General features: G+C 62.3%; 13 protein-coding genes. 3 read left to right on the top strand and 10 right to left on the bottom strand.

Annotated elements, in window-relative coordinates; genetic code table 11:
- Positions 1-58: 58 nt before the first annotated feature.
- Both LVY71_RS08765 and LVY71_RS08760 read right to left on the bottom strand, forming a co-directional pair.
- The gene (locus tag LVY71_RS08765; protein ID WP_235099406.1) at positions 59-1,306 is read right to left on the bottom strand and encodes an ABC transporter substrate-binding protein; all 1,248 of its coding nucleotides are present in this window, start codon (positions 1,304-1,306) and stop codon (positions 59-61) included.
- 58 nt (positions 1,307-1,364) lie between these two features.
- Positions 1,365-2,207 (bottom strand): putative hydro-lyase, encoded by an 843-nt coding sequence (locus LVY71_RS08760; protein ID WP_235099405.1) that lies wholly within the window; start codon positions 2,205-2,207, stop codon positions 1,365-1,367.
- A gap of 114 nt (positions 2,208-2,321) precedes the next feature.
- Between LVY71_RS08760 and LVY71_RS08755 the strand changes: the two genes are divergently transcribed.
- Positions 2,322-3,284, top strand: a complete 963-nt coding sequence (locus LVY71_RS08755; protein WP_235099404.1) for a LysR family transcriptional regulator — start codon at positions 2,322-2,324, stop codon at positions 3,282-3,284.
- On the opposite strand, the gene LVY71_RS08750 is transcribed toward LVY71_RS08755, so the two are convergent.
- Positions 3,238-3,492, bottom strand: coding sequence for a DUF6894 family protein (locus LVY71_RS08750; RefSeq protein ID WP_235100065.1), 255 nt, complete (start codon positions 3,490-3,492; stop codon positions 3,238-3,240). The two genes, LVY71_RS08755 and LVY71_RS08750, sit on opposite strands and share 47 nt — an antisense overlap.
- Positions 3,493-3,686: 194 nt before the next feature.
- On the opposite strand from LVY71_RS08750, the gene LVY71_RS08745 reads away from it, so the two are divergent.
- On the top strand, positions 3,687-4,445 hold the full coding sequence (locus tag LVY71_RS08745; RefSeq protein ID WP_235099403.1) for a sulfite exporter TauE/SafE family protein: 759 nt from the start codon (positions 3,687-3,689) through the stop codon (positions 4,443-4,445).
- On the opposite strand, the gene LVY71_RS08740 is transcribed toward LVY71_RS08745, so the two are convergent.
- From LVY71_RS08740 to LVY71_RS08710, 7 genes are all read right to left on the bottom strand, one after another.
- On the bottom strand, positions 4,442-5,281 hold the full coding sequence (locus tag LVY71_RS08740; protein ID WP_235099402.1) for an aldo/keto reductase: 840 nt from the start codon (positions 5,279-5,281) through the stop codon (positions 4,442-4,444). The genes LVY71_RS08745 and LVY71_RS08740 overlap by 4 nt on opposite strands.
- Positions 5,282-5,392: 111 nt before the next feature.
- Positions 5,393-6,481 (bottom strand): lipocalin-like domain-containing protein, encoded by a 1,089-nt coding sequence (locus LVY71_RS08735; RefSeq protein WP_235099401.1) that lies wholly within the window; start codon positions 6,479-6,481, stop codon positions 5,393-5,395.
- On the bottom strand, positions 6,471-8,930 hold the full coding sequence (locus tag LVY71_RS08730) for an FtsX-like permease family protein (RefSeq protein ID WP_235099400.1): 2,460 nt from the start codon (positions 8,928-8,930) through the stop codon (positions 6,471-6,473). The genes LVY71_RS08735 and LVY71_RS08730 overlap by 11 nt, the downstream gene beginning before the upstream one ends.
- Complete coding sequence (locus LVY71_RS08725) at positions 8,927-9,595, bottom strand: ABC transporter ATP-binding protein (protein ID WP_235099399.1); 669 nt, start codon at positions 9,593-9,595, stop codon at positions 8,927-8,929. Before LVY71_RS08725 ends, LVY71_RS08730 begins: the two co-directional genes overlap by 4 nt.
- 102 nt (positions 9,596-9,697) lie before the next feature.
- On the bottom strand, positions 9,698-12,781 hold the full coding sequence (locus LVY71_RS08720; protein ID WP_235099398.1) for a MexW/MexI family multidrug efflux RND transporter permease subunit: 3,084 nt from the start codon (positions 12,779-12,781) through the stop codon (positions 9,698-9,700).
- A gap of 21 nt (positions 12,782-12,802) precedes the next feature.
- A complete protein-coding gene (locus LVY71_RS08715) occupies positions 12,803-13,996 on the bottom strand; it encodes an efflux RND transporter periplasmic adaptor subunit (protein WP_235099397.1) in 1,194 nt (397 codons plus the stop codon).
- A gap of 1 nt (position 13,997) precedes the next feature.
- Complete coding sequence (locus tag LVY71_RS08710) at positions 13,998-14,699, bottom strand: TetR/AcrR family transcriptional regulator (protein ID WP_235100064.1); 702 nt, start codon at positions 14,697-14,699, stop codon at positions 13,998-14,000.
- Between the two features lie 309 nt (positions 14,700-15,008).
- On the opposite strand from LVY71_RS08710, the gene LVY71_RS08705 reads away from it, so the two are divergent.
- A complete protein-coding gene (locus LVY71_RS08705; RefSeq protein WP_235099396.1) occupies positions 15,009-17,024 on the top strand; it encodes a TRAP transporter permease in 2,016 nt (671 codons plus the stop codon).
- The last annotated feature ends 2 nt before the right edge of the window (positions 17,025-17,026 follow it).

The raw sequence follows: 17,026 nt of genomic DNA, 5'->3' as shown, positions 1-17,026 counted from the left end.
CCACATTCGAGCATTCATGAAAAAGGCGCTGCCGGGAAGGCAGCGCCTTGTCGCGGGGTCACCCGTTCATCGGCCATTTCGGCTCGGCGATCGCGGCCTGATCCGGATAAACGGTGATGAACTTGCCGCCGAGATACTGCAGCAGCACCGGATCGGCGTCGTCGTTCTGGCCTTCGGCGGTGAACTTGATGCGCTTCCACGGCATGATGGTCTTCTCGCCGGGCGTATCGGTGGCCGCCAGCGCCGCGCGGATCTTCTCGCCGTCGGTGGACTTGGCACGATCGATGGCGTCGGCCAGAACCAGCACCGCCGTCAATTGCCGCGAGGTGTTGTCGTTGAGGTCGCGATTGGCGCGGGCCTTGAACATGTCGTTGACCTTGCCGACCGACGGCCGCTTGGCCGCGAGATCGAGCGAGAAGCTGGCGCGCGAGATCATGCCGTTGAGCTTGTCACCCACCGCATCGAACGTCGCCTTGTCGGAGAAGCCCGCAGCCTGCGCCAGGATGTTGTTCGGCTTATAGCCAAGTTCATCCATCGTCTTCATCAGAAGAATGGTGTCGGTGGTGTAGCTCGACGGCAGCAGCACATCCGGATTGGCGCTCTTGATCTGCTGCACTTCGGCGGTCAGCGACGGCGACGAGGCGCGGTATTTGATGTCGGCGACGACCTTATAGCCACGGTCGGTGGCGAGCTTGCGCTGCACGTTCGACGAGTCGGTGCCGAAGATGGTGTCTTCGTAGAACAGTCCGACGCTGTCGATCTTCTTGCCCTTCTTCTTCAGCGCATCCATGAAGTCGAACATGGCGAGCGAGAACATCTCGTCATGGGCGGCGGCGCGGAAGAAGAACTTCAGGCCGCGGCGATGCAGGCTGGGCGACGACGAGTCAGCGGCGAGATAGGGAATGCCGTAGCGCTCGCACGAGGCGCTGACCGTGGCGGACACCGAGGAATGGAAAGCGCCGCAGATGGCGACGACCTTGTCCTGGGTGATCAGGCGCTCGGCTTCGGCGCGGCCCTTCTGGGGATCGCCTTGATGGTCGGCGAACACCAGCTTGATCTTGGCACCGCCGAGGCCGGCGAGACCTGCGTTCTTCGCGGTCGGCAGGTCGAGATCATAGGAAGAGTTGACGATGTCGGCGGCGGTTTCCAGCGCGTGCCGCGCATCGGCGCCGATCTGCGCCGTCGGGCCGGTCAGCGGCCAGATGCAGCCGATCAGGATTTCGCCGACCTGCGCGAAGGCGCGGGTTCCGACAGCGCCGGCAAGGGATAGGGCAACACCGGACAACAACACTTCGCGGCGATTCATCAACAATACTCCTGTTTGTCTTACAAAAGACCTTGCGGCGGATTTCAATGACTAGATTTCACTGGATCGAGAATTCGGAATTGCGCACATCCGTCACCAGCATGTAGCCGGGTGCATGAGTGATCGCGAAGTCAGGGCGCGATTGCAGAATGACCGATTGCGGTGTCACTCCGCACGCCCAAAATACCGGCACCTCATCAGACTGAATGCTCACGGCGTCGCCATAGTCAGGCTTCGCAACATCCTTGATGCCGATCAGCTCCGGCTTGCCGAAATGCACGGGCGCGCCGTGCACCGCCGGAAACCGCGTGGTGATCTGGATGGCGCGGATCGCATCCGCAGGCTTGAACGGCCGCATCGAAACAACCAGCGGTCCTGCAAACGGGCCGGCCGACGCGCAGGGAACGTTGGTGCGATACATCGGGACATTGCGCCCTTCCTCGATGTGGCGGATCTTCAGGCCGTCCGCGATCAGCGCCTCTTCGAACGAGAACGAACAGCCGATGACGAAAGCGACCAGATCGTCGCGCCAGTGCGCCATGATGTCGGTCGGCTCTTCAGTGAGTTGTCCACCGCGCCAGATGCGATAGCGTGGCAAATCAGTACGGATGTCGAGATCGATGCCGAGCGCAGGAATGCGCGGGTCGCCGACTTCGGACATGCCGATGATGGGGCATGGCTTGGGGTTGAGCTGGCAGAAGCGATGAAACGCCGACGCCAGTTTTTCCGGAAGGATGGCGAGATTGCCCTGAACGAAGCCCGGCGCGACGCCAGCCGTCACGCCGACCTTGCCCGCCCGATAGGCCAGTCGCGCCTCCTGGCCGGGGAGCGCCGGCACAGCGCCCTGTGCACTTGACGGACTTTGTGCGGATGGAAGGACCTGCGCGGTCGCCGAAAGCATAAGACCACTCCGTTTCTCTCGCAAAAGAGTGGATCATTGCAGTATCATAAAGTCCAGTCGTGTTTTCTTATCAAGAACGATAAGATCAACTAATCAATTGCGGGGTAAACAGGCATGATCGATTTCAAGTCAATCGAGACATTTCTTTGGGTGGTGACCCTCGGCAGCTTCGGCGGCGCTGCGCGCAAACTCAACACCACACAGCCCGCAATCTCGCAACGTATCGCCCAGCTTGAATCGGAACTGGGTGTAAAGCTGTTGCAGCGTGACAGCCGCAACGTCACGCCGACTCCGAGCGGACGGCAGATGATGCAATATGCCGAGAAGCTGATCGGCCTGCGCTCGGAAATGCTCGCAGCAGTCATGGACCGCTCCGCGATGCGGGGCATCCTGCGCCTCGGCGTGTCTGAAACCATCGTGCACACCTGGCTGCCGCAACTGATCGAGCAGGTCGCCAACGCGCATCCCAATCTCTCGCTGGAAGTCGAGGTCGACATCACGCCAAACCTGCGCGCGCGACTGCTGGCGCAGGAGATCGATCTCGCCTTCTGCCTCGGCCCGTGGTCGGCTTCGAACGTGCGCAACCGCGTGCTGTGCGACTATCCGATCTCGTTCGTCGCCAGTCCGTCGCTGGCCCTGCGCAACGTCGTGCTCACGGCCCACGATCTCGCGCGCTACGCGATCATCACCTTTCCGCGCAAGACGCAGCCTTATGAAATCGTGCGCTCGCTGTTCAACCGGCCCGACCTGCCGTCGATCCGGCTGCACGCCAGCGCGTCGCTGGCGACGGTGATACGGATGGCGACGGACGGCATCGGGGTTGCGGTGATCCCGACTGCGATCGTCGAGCGTGAACTGGCGGAAGGACAACTCAATCTCCTCAGCACCAACCTGCAAGTGCCCGCCCTGACCTTCTCCGCAAGCTGGCTTGCATCGCCCGACACGCTGGCCGCCGAACTCGTCGCCGACCTCGCCGTCAAACTCGCGCAGGGCGAGGCAGATCCGGCCGCGCGGGCTGCCGCCAGCCGCGTCAATGCCGCGAAGGCGGGTCGTCCGGAATCTCCAGTGCTTCGGTGAACGGGAATTCGAGCACGATCACACCGCTGGCGTCGGTGACTTCCAGCGAAGCGGACAGCAGGCTCGGGTCATCGCCCTCTTCCTGCAAAATCTGCCGGATGGTTGCGCGCGCGATCTCCCATGCGTGATCGGGGTCGCGCAACTCCTCGCCTTCGGGATCGGGGATCAGCGTCTCACCGATACGGGTGTTGAAGAAATAACGGGGCATGACCGACATCTAGGGCTGTCCCTGCAAACTCACAAGGGCGGCCTGCATTTCTGGGCAGTTATATCAGTTGATCTTGCAGCGCGATCTGGGGCCTAAGGTGACCGGCGGCGTCATTGCGACTCGTCACATATCGTTCACAGGCATACCCGCCACCAAAACCAGCTCCATTTCGGTCTCGCCCGCGGAATTATAGTTTGTACGCCATCATCACCGAACCGACGTTTTACTTCGTCGCCATTCCGTCAGTAATCCTACTGGGGTTATCGAAAGGCGGCTTCGCCGGCCTCGGCATTGCATCGACACCGCTGCTGGCGCTGTATCTTCCGCCGCTGGAGGCCGCCGCGCTGATCCTGCCTATTCTTATCACGCAGGATGCCATTTCAGTTTACGTGTACCGGCGCGACTGGGATTCGTGGAATCTGAAGGTCATGCTGCCCGGGGCTTTCGCCGGCATGGCGATCGGCTGGCTGCTGGCCTCGCACCTTTCCGATGCGCTGGTGCGCATCATTATCGGTGTCATCGGACTCGCGTTCGTCGCCAATACATGGCTGCGTCGCAACCAGATCGAACAGCACAAAGCGACCGTCACAAGCGGCGTGATCTGGGGCGGCGTCTCGGGATTTACATCCTTCATGACGCAGGGCGGTGGCCCGCCGTTTCAGGTTCATGTCCTGCCGCAGCGCTTGCCCAAGCTGGTGCTGGTCGGCACCACCACAATCTTCTTTGCGATCATCAACGTGCTGAAGATCGGCCCCTACTTCCTGCTTGCGCAATTCACGGCGAAGAATTTCGTGACGTCGCTGCTGCTGCTGCCGATTGCTGTACTGGCGAATTTCGCGGGCATCTGGCTGGTCCGTGTCACGCCGACCGGGATCTTCTACCAGATCGCCTATGTGCTGCTGTTTCTGGTGTCGCTGCTGCTGCTCTGGCAGGGAGTTAAGGCGGTGATCTAGATCATCGGCAGACTGCGCGGCTCGCGCCCCAGCGGAAACGCCTCGTCGAGCGCGCCGATATCGTTCTCCGTCAGCGTGACATCTCCCGCGCCTGCGTTTTCCGCGGCATGACCCGATGCCGAAGCCTTGGGAACAGCAAATACCGACGGCCATCGTGTGAGGAACGCAAGCGCCACCTGACGCGGTGTCGCACCGTGACGTGCCGCGATCTGCTGCAACACCTTGCCGCCTGCCGACTGCGCGCCGGGGAAATCGTCATGACCGAAGGGAGAATACGCCACCACCGCGACACCATGCGCCTCGCACCACGGAATCACCGAATGTTCGATGGCGCGTTCGTTCAGATGATAGAGCACCTGATTGCAAGCGATGCGGCCCTCGCCAGCGGCATCGACCATCTCCGCGAGGTCCGATGCATCGAAGTTGCTGACGCCCCATGACCGGATTTTCCCGGTGCTGACAAGTTCCTCGAAGGCCTCGGCGGTCTCCTCCAATGGATACTGCCCACGCCAGTGCAGCAAATAGCAATCGAGCCGATCGGTCTTCAGCCGCTTCAGTGACCGCTCGCAGGCCTGCACCGTACCGCGCCGCGAGGCGTTGCTCGGCAACACCTTGGACACCAGGAACACCTCGTCGCGACGACCGTCCATCGCGTCCGCGACAACAAGCTCGGCATCGCCGTACATCTCGGCGGTGTCAATATGGGTCATGCCGAGATCAAGCCCCTTGCGCAACGCAGCCACGGCCGCTGCCCGGTCACCGTGATCAATGTACCAGGTGCCCTGCCCGATCACCGAGACTTGCGCACCCATGTTGCCGAATGCTTTTTGTTTCATATTGATCCTCGATATATCCGACCGTCATTGCAAAGCGCGAAGCAACGAAGCAATCCCGCTCATATTGCTGGATTGCTTCGCTTCGCCGACAACGACGAAAATAGCGAATTTCTAATATCCCGTCATTTCAAGATAGCCGACGCCGCTGTGGCTGCCGCGAAAACTGATCGGGCCCTCCCAATAGGCGAAGCGCGTGCCCATCCAGCTTTTCGCATTCAGCGGCACGCTGTCAATCTTCAGCCCGCGATCCGCAATCTCGACCGTCCATGATGTCGGCAGCTTGCGGCCATTAATCTCGGTGAATCCGGTCGGCGTCATCGCAATGATATTCGCCGCCAGCGGTTCGGAGCGCCCGTTGCGATCGATCCAGTTACCCGCGAAATAGTTCCGGCCGTCCTTCTGCCGCAGACGAAACAGCATCACCTTCTCACCTGACTCCAGATGCAGCGAGAACCAGTCCCATCCGGTTTGGTCGGACGCCAGCGGTTGGCTGCTCCATTCGCGGTCCATCCAGGCGCGGCCGGTGACGGCGACCTGCCTGTCGCCGAGCATGATCGCGCCGGACGCGCGATAATAGGGCTGGCTGTAGTAATAGGACGCCTGCCCGCGCTCTGATTTTTTGCTGTAGCCACCCTCGCCTTGCAGCACCAGCGGACGGTCCCCCTCGAGCGTGAGCGCGTAGCTAAAATCCGCGCCTGACGCAGACACTACCAGTGGCGAGACCATTTTGGCGTGGAACGCCTCAAGCCCGCGCATCTCCCATGAATCGATCCACGCATGAAACGGCTGCGCGTCCACGCCCGCCTGCCCGACGCCACCGCGCCCAAACTTTTCGGCGTAGCGATGCGTGCCGGCGCTGGTAACGGCGGCATGCCCCATCCATATCTCCTGGCTGGCCCAGCCAGCCTGCTGCGCGCCCGGCGTCACGGTCTGCCGGAAGAGCGTCCATTGCGCGCCCCACGCTGCACCGGTGGCGTCCTGCAAATTTGCGGTGAGATACCACCACTCAATGCGGTAGTCGGGATGCGGGCCGTGATCGCGGGGGAATTCCAGAACCTTGCCCGGAACAACGGAAGCAAAACCTTCACTCTCACCACCGAGACCGGCAAAGCCCTGCGCGCGCGCCAGCGTGCCGCCGAGCGGCATCAAGAGACTGCCGCCGATGAAGACGCGACGGCCGATATGAAATTCACCGCTCATTGGCAAAGATCTTCACAAGCGCGGCCGGTTGCAGCCGCATCAGCCGTAAAATGGGAAGGCACGTCGCCAGCAATGCGGCGAGCATCGCAATCGCAAGCAATTCGAACAGCTGCGTAGGGAAGACATGGAACGGCAGCCGCCAGCCGAACGCCTTCACGTTCACCACCGCCACCAGACACCATGCGACCAGCAGGCCGAGCGGCAGCGCCAGCAACGCGGTGATGAACGCCACTGACATGGTCTTCAGCAACTCTATCCCGGCCAGCCGCCGCCGCGTCAGCCCGAGCGCCCACAGCGGCGCAAGCTGCGGCAGCCGGCTGTTGCTCAAAGTCAGCAGGCTCGTCAGCAGCGCCACGCCCGCCACCCCGAGGGTGAAAGCGTTCAGCGCCGAGGTGACCGAGAAGGTGCGGTTAAAGATGCGGGTCGATTCTGACTTCAGTGTCGCCTGATCCAGTAACCGGCTGGAATCGAGTCCGAATTTATCGCGCAGCGCGACGACAAGCGCGGAGACTTTGTCCGGCTTGACCCGCAGGCCGAAGCGCGTGCGCGTAATCTCCGGCCAGTGTTTCGCGAGCGCGTCGATGTCCACGCCGATCTGGCCTTTCGGATTGCCATAGTCGGGATAGATCCCGGCAACTTTGATCGGCCATAGCCCGCCGGAAGTTGGAATCTTTACCTCATCTTCAAGCTGAACGTGAAGCCGTCGCGCAAGCTGCTCGCTGACCAGCGCACCCTCGCCCGCGCGCACCTTGTCCCAGACACCCGGCACCAACTCCAGCAACGGCCAGCGTTCGCGATAGGTGGCGTGATCGGCGAAGCCGAGCACTTCGACGGGAAGCGTGTTGATGGTCACGTCGGTGCGCCACGCCGGCAGGATTGCCTCGACCTCTGGCCGCTGCCGCAGCCATGTGACGATCTCCACACCCTGCACGTCGGAGGTGGCATTAAGATAGATCTCGGCTGCGAGCCGGTCGTCGAGCCATGCGGTGAAGGTCCGCGAGAAGCTCTGCACCATGGTGCCGACCCCGACATTGACCGCGAGCGCCAGCAGCAGCGCCATCAACGCCAGCGACAATCCGGGCAGTTGCTGGCGGCTGTCGGCCCAGAACCATTTCGCCAACGGGCGCACGGTGCCGCGCTGGCCGAACCACAGCACGGCACCGAGCAAGACCGGCAACGCCAACGCCGCCGCCAGCAGCAGTCCCGCCAGCACCAGGAATCCTGACGTCAGGGAATCCCCGAAATACAGCGACGCCGCCGCAGCGATTGCGACCGCAAGCGCGACCGCGCCCTGCCGCATCAGCCAGCGCTGCTGGGATTGCTGCCAGGCATAGGGTTGCGCCGCGGCGAGCACTGGCAATCGATAGACGCGATAAAGTCCGGCCGCAGCAGCGAGCAGAGCGCCGAGGACGCTCATGCCGAGACCCGAGAGCCACCAGCTTGGATGTAGCGAGAGTTGCCCGGGAATCTGCGCGCCATACAAGCCGCGCAGGCTGGCAGCGACATCCGGCAGCAGGAACGCCGCGACCACATAGCCGCAGATCAATCCGACGATGCCCGACAACAGCGCAATCGATACAAGTTCTGTCACCAGCACGACAGTGAGCGCCCGCGCCGAGACGCCACAGGCGCGCATGGTGCGCAGCATCGGCAGCCGCTGTTCGAGCGCGAGCCCGATGGCCGAGTGCACGATGAAAAGTCCAACGACAAATGACAGCAGCCCGAACGCGGTCAAATTCAGATGAAAGCTGGACGTGAGCCGTTCGAGATCGCTCGGTGCGCCCGCTTCCACGACGCGCAATTTATCGCCAACCACCTGCTCAAGCGGCGCGCGCTTGCCGGTCTGCGCGCCAACGAGCAACCGCGACACCTGATCCGGCATGCTGAGAAGGCGCTGCGCAACGCCGATGTCCACGATCAAGACGCCCGGCGCGAGATTATCCCGCACCGCGATCGGCGGCAGCGTCATGGTATTGATCTGAGGCGTCGCGCCTTCGCTCAGCTTGAGGTCTGCCAATGTTTCCGGCGCGACCAGAGTCTGCCCCGGCGGCATCAGGAACTTTTGCAAATCCGCCTGCCCGACATTGGGCGCGGTGCCGGCGCCCGGCGGCAACGACAGCGGCTCGATACCGAGCAGCCGGAACAAGCGGCCGCCGATCGCGACGCGACCTTCTACGACAGGCGAGACCGCCCAGTTGGCGCGGCGCAGATCGACGAACAGTTGCTGCGGAAACGACGGGCCGTCGCGGCCGACCAGCATCGCGGTGTTGCCGCCGCCGAACGACGCCGCTGCACGGTCATAGCTGTTGCGCGCCTGCTGGTTCAGCGCCTGCACGCCGCTCCACAACGCGGTCGCTGAAATCAATCCGACCAGCAGGGTCGCAAGCTGCATCCGGTGCCGGGTCCAGTGGCTGAGCAGCGCGCGAAGAATCCAGACCGGCCGGGTCATGTGATCCGCCCCGCATGGAGATGCACTTGCCGATCGAGCGTCGCAGCCAGCCGCTCGCTGTGCGTCACCATCAGGAAGCCACAGCCGGTGCGCGCGACCAGATCGCGGGCCAGCGACAACACATCGTCGGCGGTGGCTTCGTCGAGATTTCCCGTCGGCTCGTCCGCGAGAAGCAGCAGCGGCTTGATCGCCAGCGCCCGCCCGATGGCGACGCGTTGCTGCTGGCCGCCAGACAACTGTTCGGGATAACGGTCGAGCAGCGCAGCCAGTCCAAGCCGCGCAATCAATTCGTCCTGCCAGGCGGCATCGTAACGGCCTGCGATCCGCGCCTGAAACGCGAGATTGTCACCGACCTGCAAGCTGGGAATGAGATTGAACTGCTGGAATACAAGCCCGAGCCGGTCGCGCCGCACCGCCGCGCGCGCGCTGTCGGACAGGCCGGACACCTGCGTGCCGTCGAGCCAGATTTCGCCGGCGTCGGCCTTGTCGAGTCCTGCGATCAGATGCAGCAGCGTGCTCTTGCCGCTGCCGGATTCACCGGTGAGCGCCACGCTCTCGCCCGCGGCCAGCGTCAGGTCGACGCCTCGCAAAACCGCAAGCTGCTCTTCCGACGTCCGGTAGGATTTGGCGAGATCGCGTACGGTCAGCATGATCGCGGCGATCATACACGCTGGCCAATGGGGCGTACAATGCGTAGACGGCCGGCCGCTCAAACGAAGATGGCCGGGACAAGCCCGGCCATAACGACATCTCTCGATGTAACAACCTTACGTCAGGCTAAGTTCATACTTCTCGATGTCCTTGGCGCGGTCGGAGCCCGCCGCCGCGCGGTGGTCGGTCGCGATTGCGGTGTAAACCGCTGGCAGCACGAACAGCGTGAACAGCGTGCCGATCGACATGCCGGCAACGACCACGATGCCGATGGAGAAGCGGCTTGCTGCGCCGGCGCCGCTGGCGGTGAGCAGCGGCAAGAGGCCAGCGACCATCGCCGCAGTCGTCATCAGGATCGGACGCAACCGGACGCGCGCGGCGTGCTCGATCGCGGCCCTGCGATCCAGACCTTCCTTCAACTGGAGTTCGTTGGCGAACTCCACCATCAGGATGCCGTGCTTGCTGATGAGACCGATCAGCGTCACCAGGCCGACCTGGGTATAAATATTGATCGTCGCCAATCCGAAGAAGAGCGGGATCAACGCACCCGAGATCGCCATCGGCACCGAGATCAGGATGACCAGCGGATCGCGAAGACTTTCGAACTGCGCGGCAAGCACCAGGAAGATGATGATGAGCGCGAACACGAAGGTCACCGCGAGCTGATTGCCTTCCTGCACGTACTGCCGGGAGTCCGCGAGATAGTCGCGGCTGAACCCTGCAGGCAGTTGCTTGGCCTGCTCCTCAAGAAACTCGACCGCCCTGCCCACCGTCACGCCCGGCATCGGCACTGCCTGGAACGTGGCAGAGTTGAGCTGATTGAAATGCGTCAACGCGTTCGGGTTGGTCATCGTCTCGATGGTCACGATGGTCGAAAGCGGGACCTGCCGGCCGCCCGTCGTCGCCACGTAATATTTCTCCAGCGCTTCCGGCGACAGCCGCAGACCGCGCGGCACCTGCGGAATCACCTGGTAGGAACGGCCTTCCAGATTGAAGCGGTTGACATAGTTGCCGCCCAGCAGCGTCGACAGCGTGTTGCCGACCGCAGCCATGTTGATGCCAAGATCGTTGGCCTTCGAGCGGTCGATGCTGACGCGGACCACCGGCTGATTGAACGCAAGGTCGCTATCCGCCACGATGAAGAGGCCGCTGTCGCGAGCCGCCTTCTTGAGTTTATCCATCTGCTCGAACACAGCCTGGAATCCGCTCGTGGTGCTGATCACCATCTGGATCGGCAGGCCGCCCGGCCCGCCCGGCAACGGCGGAAGGTTGAACGCAAACGCATTCACGCCCTCGATCTTGCTCAACTCGTTCTGCACCAGCGGTTTCAATGCAAGCGACGATCGCTTGCGCTCATCCCAAGGCTTCAGGATCATACCGGCGATGCCGTTGGCCGGCCCATTGGTGCCATTGATGATGAAGCGCAGATCAGTTTCCGGAAAACTCGCGAATGCATTGTCGAGCTTGGTGCCGTAGAAGTTGCTGTAGTCGATGTTGGCGTATTGCGGCGCCTTCGTCACCGAGAACAGAATGCCCTGATCCTCTTCGGGCGCGAGTTCCTTGTTGGTGTGCATATACATAAAGCCCACCAGGAACAGGATCGTCACGGCGAAGATACCGGTGATCGGCCGATAGTCCAGAGAGCGGTCGAGCTTGCGGCCGTACCAGTCGGTCACCTTACCGAAGACGTTGTCGACGATCTTGGCAAACCGCCCATGCTCGCTGCCGCTCTTGAGCAGCACCGAGCACATCATCGGCGACAGCGTCAAAGCAACGACGCCCGAAATGATCACCGATCCCGCCAGCGTGAACGCGAATTCGCGGAATAGCGCACCCGTCAACCCGCCGAGGAATCCGATCGGCGCGTAGACGGCTGCGAGCGTGATGGTCATGGAAATGACGGGACCGACGATTTCCCGCGCGCCGATCAGCGAGGCCTCGACCGGAGATTTCCCCTCCTCCAGATGCCGGTGAATGTTCTCCACCACCACGATGGCGTCGTCGACCACAAGGCCGATGGCGAGCACCATCGCCAGCAGCGTCAGCAGGTTGAGCGTGAAGCCCATTGCCAGCATCAGGATGCAGGCGCCGACCAACGACAACGGAATGGTAACGACGGGAATGACCACCGACCGGACCGAGGCCAGGAACAGGAAGATCACTACGACAACGATGATCACCGCCTCGATCAGGGTGTTGCGAACCTCATCGATGGACGATTGGATGAACTTGGTCGAATCATAGGCCACCCGCATTTTCAGCGACGGGGGGAGATTGCGCTCGATTTCCGGGAACAGCGCGCGCACACCCTTGACGATATTCAGCGGGTTGCCCTGCGGCGTCGACTGCACACCGATGAAGATCGCCTGCTGACCGCTGAGGGACACGCTGGAATCGGTGCTCTGCGCGCCAAGCTCAACGGTCGCGATGTCCTCGAGCCTGACGAAGCCGCCATCCTTGGCCTTCACCGTCATGCGCTTGAACTGATCGATGCTCCGCAGATCTGTATTCGTCGTCACGTTGGAGACGATGAGGTAGCCCTTGGTCTGACCGGCGGCGGCCTGAAAGTTGTTGGCGCGGATCGCCGCCGCGACATCGTCGGGCGACACGTTCCTGCCCGCCATGCGGGCCGGATCGAGCCAGATACGGGTGGCGAGCGTCTGCGCACCGAGAATGTCGGCGGACGCAACACCGTCCACCGTCGACAGGATCGGCTGGATCACGCGCGCGAGGTAGTCCGAAATCTGGGGGCCGCTGAGTTCGTCGCTGGCGAAGCCGAGATACATCACGGCCGTGGTCTGGCCGGTCGATTTCGTGATGACCGGGTCGTTGGATTCCCTGGGGATCAAATACCTGACCGAACTGACCTTCGAGCTGACTTCGGTCAGCGCCGAATTGGGATCGACGTTGAGCTTGATATAAACCGAGATCGTGCTGGTGCCCTGCACCGACGATGACGTGATGTAGTCGACGCCTTCCGCCGACGCCACCGCCTGCTCGAGCGGCTGGGTGATGAAGCCCTGCATCAGATCCGGCGACGCGCCCGGATACGACGTCGTGATCGTAACGACCGTATTGGACAGCTTCGGATATTGACGAATGCCGAGGCTCGTCGCAGCCTTGAACCCGATCAGCAGGATCAGCAGGCTGACGACAAGCGACAGCACCGGCCGCTTGATGAAGATATCGGTGAAGGCCATGAGCGGCGCTCCGTTAAGAGATCAGTTGCGCGGCGGCTGCGCGGGAATCGGGGGCGGCGGATCGGACGAGATCGCGACAGCCGAACCGGATTGAAGTTTGAGCTGCCCGACGGCGACAACCTTGTCGCCGGCCTTAAGACCGCTCGAAATCACGACACGACCGTGAACGCGCGAACCGGTCTTTACGAAAGTCCGATCGGTCTTCAGCGAGGTCTTGCCATCGGCATCCTTCGTCTCCGTGATCAGCCAGACGGAATCACCGTAGAGCGTGTAGTCGACGGCCGTCTCCGGCACGGTGATCACCGCCGGCTTCGGCGGCAGTTCCACCGTCGTCGAGGCGAACATGCCCGGCTGCAAGATCCGGTCGGGGTTCGCGAGCGTTGCCTGTATCCGCACGTTGCGGGTGTCGGCGCTGATCTGCGGCTCGATGGTGGTGATCTTGCCCTCGAAGGTGCGGCCCGGATAAGCGTCCACGACGATGCGGACGGTCTGGCCGACATTGAGAACCGAGCGATCCTTTTCGGTCGCGGTGAAGTTCAGATAGAGCTGCGACAGATCGGTCAGCGAGACGATCTGGGTGCCTGCGCTCAGATATTGTCCAAGCTCAACGAGACGCACGCCGAGTTCGCCGTCGAACGGCGCCTTGATCCGCTTCTGCGAAATGATGGCTTCGGTCTTTGCCACCGCGGCGTTGGCCTGATCGTAGGCTGCCTGCGCCTGATCGACGGTTGCCTGTGGGCCGAACGACTTGGCGAGCAGCGTCTTGGCGCGGTCCAGCGCAAGCGAGGCCGCCAGCGTCTGCGCCTTGTAGCTTGCCAGATCGCTCTGGTCCGGCGCATCGAAGATTTGCAGCAGCGGATCGCCCGCCTTCACCTTCGCGCCCGGCGTGAACAGAATCTCGGTGACGCGGCCGTTGACGTCGGTCGTGACGTTGACCTGATGCACGGCGGCGAGATCGCCGACGCCGGTGAGCAGGTTCGGCAGCACTTCCGACTTCGCTTCGGCGACGGCCACGACGGTCGGAGGCGGTTTGTTGTTCTTGAAGAACTGCGCGATCATATGATTGCGGAAGGTGTTGAAACCCCAGATGATGCCGACCAGCAGCACCAATGCGCCGCCGATGATGATCATCCAGCGCCGCATGCGGATCGGCTTGTGCTGCGTCTTTTCGCTCGGCGGCGGGTTTTGATGGGAGGGCGAGCTTTTGGCGTCCATGTTATGCACTTTCCGCAATCCGGACCGACGCTTCGAAGAGCGGCGGCGCGGCATCCAAATATGAGGCGATTGCCCGGTCCGTCACTCCGATCCCGCGAAGGATGAATTGGCAGATCTGGCGTTCGAAATCGGGGGCGTTGGGATAGCTTAACGAAGGCTTGGCTGGAAGCATCGTCAGGGCGATCATGTGAACAACCTGATGAGAAAACCAGAACAGGTTCAGCGGTTCGCCTTCGACCGGCATAGCGTCACCCGCTGCAACCGCGCGCTCCAGCGATGCCTTGAAAATGGGTCCGATCAGGTCGCCGATCTTGTCATACAACAGCCGCGCAAAATCGCCGTCGGTCAGTTGGCTCGATATGATCAGCCGGATGCGCTGGGCGTCTTCCTGATCCGGCGCCTCGGTGGCGTGCATGAAATGCGACACCATCTCGCGAATCAGAATGACGAGCGTTTCCGTGGACGGCTTCAGTTCGCGCAGCCGCAGCAGTTCCGGATCGGCCTCGCAGGCTTCCGAGAGAATCTCGGCGTACAGCGCGGCCTTCGTGGAGAAATGCTTGAACAGCAGCCCCTCCGAAATCCCGGCGGCTTGCGCGACGCTTTTCGTCGTGGTTCCGGCATAGCCGTACAGCGCAAAGCACCGCTTTGCCGCCTCCAGGATCTGTTCCCGGCGAAGGTCGCTAGTGAGTCTCAGGGTGCTCATCGCTCGTGAGTAAGCACTCACTTTGATCCAAGTCAAATGGAATTGCTGCAACGCGGTGCCAAATTTAGCCATATTTGCCGGCTCGCGCGCCATTCTACGGCCGCGCAAGCGTGTCCCGAACGCTCCTGTTCGGGCCTCGGTCCCGCGGCCTCCCACCCTGCCCTATGTTGATCTCCTCAGTTCTACATCTAACGAAGCCTTGCCTAATTCGATCAAACCCGCCTCAATGCGCGGCAACGAATGGCCCCTGCGCAAAACAGGAAGGCCGCAAGGACCCGCAAGCGAAAACAGGGTCACGGGGGAGACGGAATGACGACGGTCAAAACGCCGCCGGGAGATGACCCCATGGTCATTTCCGACGAGGCCTTGCGCAAAGCCGAAGAATTCATCGAAGCGGACGAAGGTGCAACCAACAGGCTCGGCGGCCTGACGGGGCAGACAGTCACGTTCATCGCGGTGCTGATGAGCCTGTTTCATCTCTACGCGGCCTACGCGATCGTGCCGACGCAGGAACTGCGCTACACCCACGTCGCTTTTACCCTCGTCCTCTCCTTCCTGCTGTTTCCGCTGGCTGCGCGGTTTCGCAACCGCGTGCGCTGGTGGGACATCATTCCCTGCATTCTCGCCGTTGCGACCATCGCCTACGCGCTGTCGGGCGGCGACGACTTCACCGACCGTGCCACCACGCCCGACCGCTGGGACGTGGTCGTCGGCATCATCTTCATCGTCCTCGTGCTGGAGGCGACGCGCCGCACCACCGGCCTCATTATGCCCGTGGTGGCTATTTTCTTCATCGCCTACGCGATGCTCGGTCCTCACCTGCCCGCACCGTGGACCCATCGCGGCTACGACCTGTCGCGGCTGGTCGGCCATCTGTTCATCACGCTGGAGGGCATCTTCGGCGTCGCGGTCGATGTGTCCGCCACGCTAATTATCCTTTTCACGATCTTCGGCGCGTTCCTGCAGCAGTCCGGCGCGGGAAAATTCTTTATCGACTTCTCGCTGGCTCTGATGGGCGGAAAACCGAACAGTGCCGGCCGCACCGTGGTGCTGTCGTCGTTTCTGCTGGGCGGCCCATCCGGTTCGGGTGTGGCGACGACGGTGATGATCGGCACCGTCGCCTATCCCATGATGAAGAAGGCGGGCTTCGAGAAGAACGCGGCCGGCGGACTGCTCGCCGCGGGCGGCCTCGGCGCGATCCTGTCGCCGCCAGTGCTCGGCGCCGCGGCCTTCCTGATCGCGGAGTTCCTCAAGATCAGCTATCTCGACGTGATCTGGATGGCGACGATCCCGACCTGTCTCTACTACCTGTCGCTGCTGTTCATGGTTGAACTGGACGCCAAGAAATTCGGCGCTCGCGATGTCAACTTCAAGCCCGAGATGCCGCTCGGCCAGATGACGAGGCGCTACGGCTTTCATTTTATCTCGCTGCTCGCCGTCGTCTTCTTCATGGTGATCGGTTACTCGCCCGCGCTGTCGGTGTTCTACGCGATCCTCACTACCTTCGTCCTGAGCTTCCTGCGCAAGGACACGGCGCTGATGCCGCCGAAACTCAAGCGCGCGCTGGCCGATGGCTCCATCGGAGCACTGAACGCCGCCACCACCTGCGCCGCCGCCGGCATCGTGGTCGGCATCGTCACGCTGACCGGCCTCGGCCTGAAGTTCTCCTCAATCGTGATTGCCTATGCGGGCGGCAGCCTGCTGCTGACCGCGATCTACACCGCGTTGATCGTGTGGATCATCGGCCTCGCCGTCCCCGTCACGGCGTCCTACATCATCTGCGCCGTGATCGCGGCACCCGCGCTGATCAAGCTCGGCGTGCCGGACTACGCCGCGCACATGTTCATTTTCTATTATGCGGTGCTGTCGGAAGTCTCACCGCCAACGGCGCTGTCGCCGTTCGCAGCCGCCGCCATCACCGGCGGCGATCCCTACAGGACCACGCTGCAATCCTGGAAATACACCCTGCCCGCCTTCCTGGTGCCGTTCGTGTTCGTGCTCGATCCACAGGGCGTCGGCCTGTTGTTGAACATTCCGAAGAACGGCTCGTGGGTCGACATCGTTGAAATCAGTATCAAGACCACGCTCGGGCTGATGGCACTGGCGGCGGCGGCGCAAGGCTGGGTGCTGCGGCAAACCTCCATGATCGAACGCGGCCTGTTAACCCTGTCGGGATTGCTGCTGGTGTTTCCGAGCCTGATCGAGGCACTGATCGAAGCGGCGATTGGTCGCGATATTTCTTATACTTATGTACCCGGCGTCCTGATCGGATTGGGGGTATTGTTGTGGCAGGCAAAAGGACCGGCGATTCAACGACCGGCCTGAAC

Origin of the sequence: Bradyrhizobium sp. G127 (assembly GCF_021502575.1) — a bacterium.
Taxonomy (GTDB): domain Bacteria; phylum Pseudomonadota; class Alphaproteobacteria; order Rhizobiales; family Xanthobacteraceae; genus Afipia.
Note: the sequence above shows the minus strand (reverse complement) of the source record. Positions and strands in the feature narration are given on the sequence as shown.

Coding starts and splice junctions, on each gene's coding strand:
- LVY71_RS08765 (WP_235099406.1), bottom strand. CDS start 1,306: ATGAATCGCCGCGAAGTGTTGTTGTCCGGTGTTGCCCTATCCCTTGCC.
- LVY71_RS08760 (WP_235099405.1), bottom strand. CDS start 2,207: ATGCTTTCGGCGACCGCGCAGGTCCTTCCATCCGCACAAAGTCCGTCA.
- LVY71_RS08755 (WP_235099404.1), top strand. CDS start 2,322: ATGATCGATTTCAAGTCAATCGAGACATTTCTTTGGGTGGTGACCCTC.
- LVY71_RS08750 (WP_235100065.1), bottom strand. CDS start 3,492: ATGCCCCGTTATTTCTTCAACACCCGTATCGGTGAGACGCTGATCCCC.
- LVY71_RS08740 (WP_235099402.1), bottom strand. CDS start 5,281: ATGAAACAAAAAGCATTCGGCAACATGGGTGCGCAAGTCTCGGTGATC.
- LVY71_RS08735 (WP_235099401.1), bottom strand. CDS start 6,481: ATGAGCGGTGAATTTCATATCGGCCGTCGCGTCTTCATCGGCGGCAGT.
- LVY71_RS08730 (WP_235099400.1), bottom strand. CDS start 8,930: ATGACCCGGCCGGTCTGGATTCTTCGCGCGCTGCTCAGCCACTGGACC.
- LVY71_RS08725 (WP_235099399.1), bottom strand. CDS start 9,595: ATGATCGCCGCGATCATGCTGACCGTACGCGATCTCGCCAAATCCTAC.
- LVY71_RS08720 (WP_235099398.1), bottom strand. CDS start 12,781: ATGGCCTTCACCGATATCTTCATCAAGCGGCCGGTGCTGTCGCTTGTC.
- LVY71_RS08715 (WP_235099397.1), bottom strand. CDS start 13,996: ATGGACGCCAAAAGCTCGCCCTCCCATCAAAACCCGCCGCCGAGCGAA.
- LVY71_RS08710 (WP_235100064.1), bottom strand. CDS start 14,699: ATGAGCACCCTGAGACTCACTAGCGACCTTCGCCGGGAACAGATCCTG.
- LVY71_RS08705 (WP_235099396.1), top strand. CDS start 15,009: ATGACGACGGTCAAAACGCCGCCGGGAGATGACCCCATGGTCATTTCC.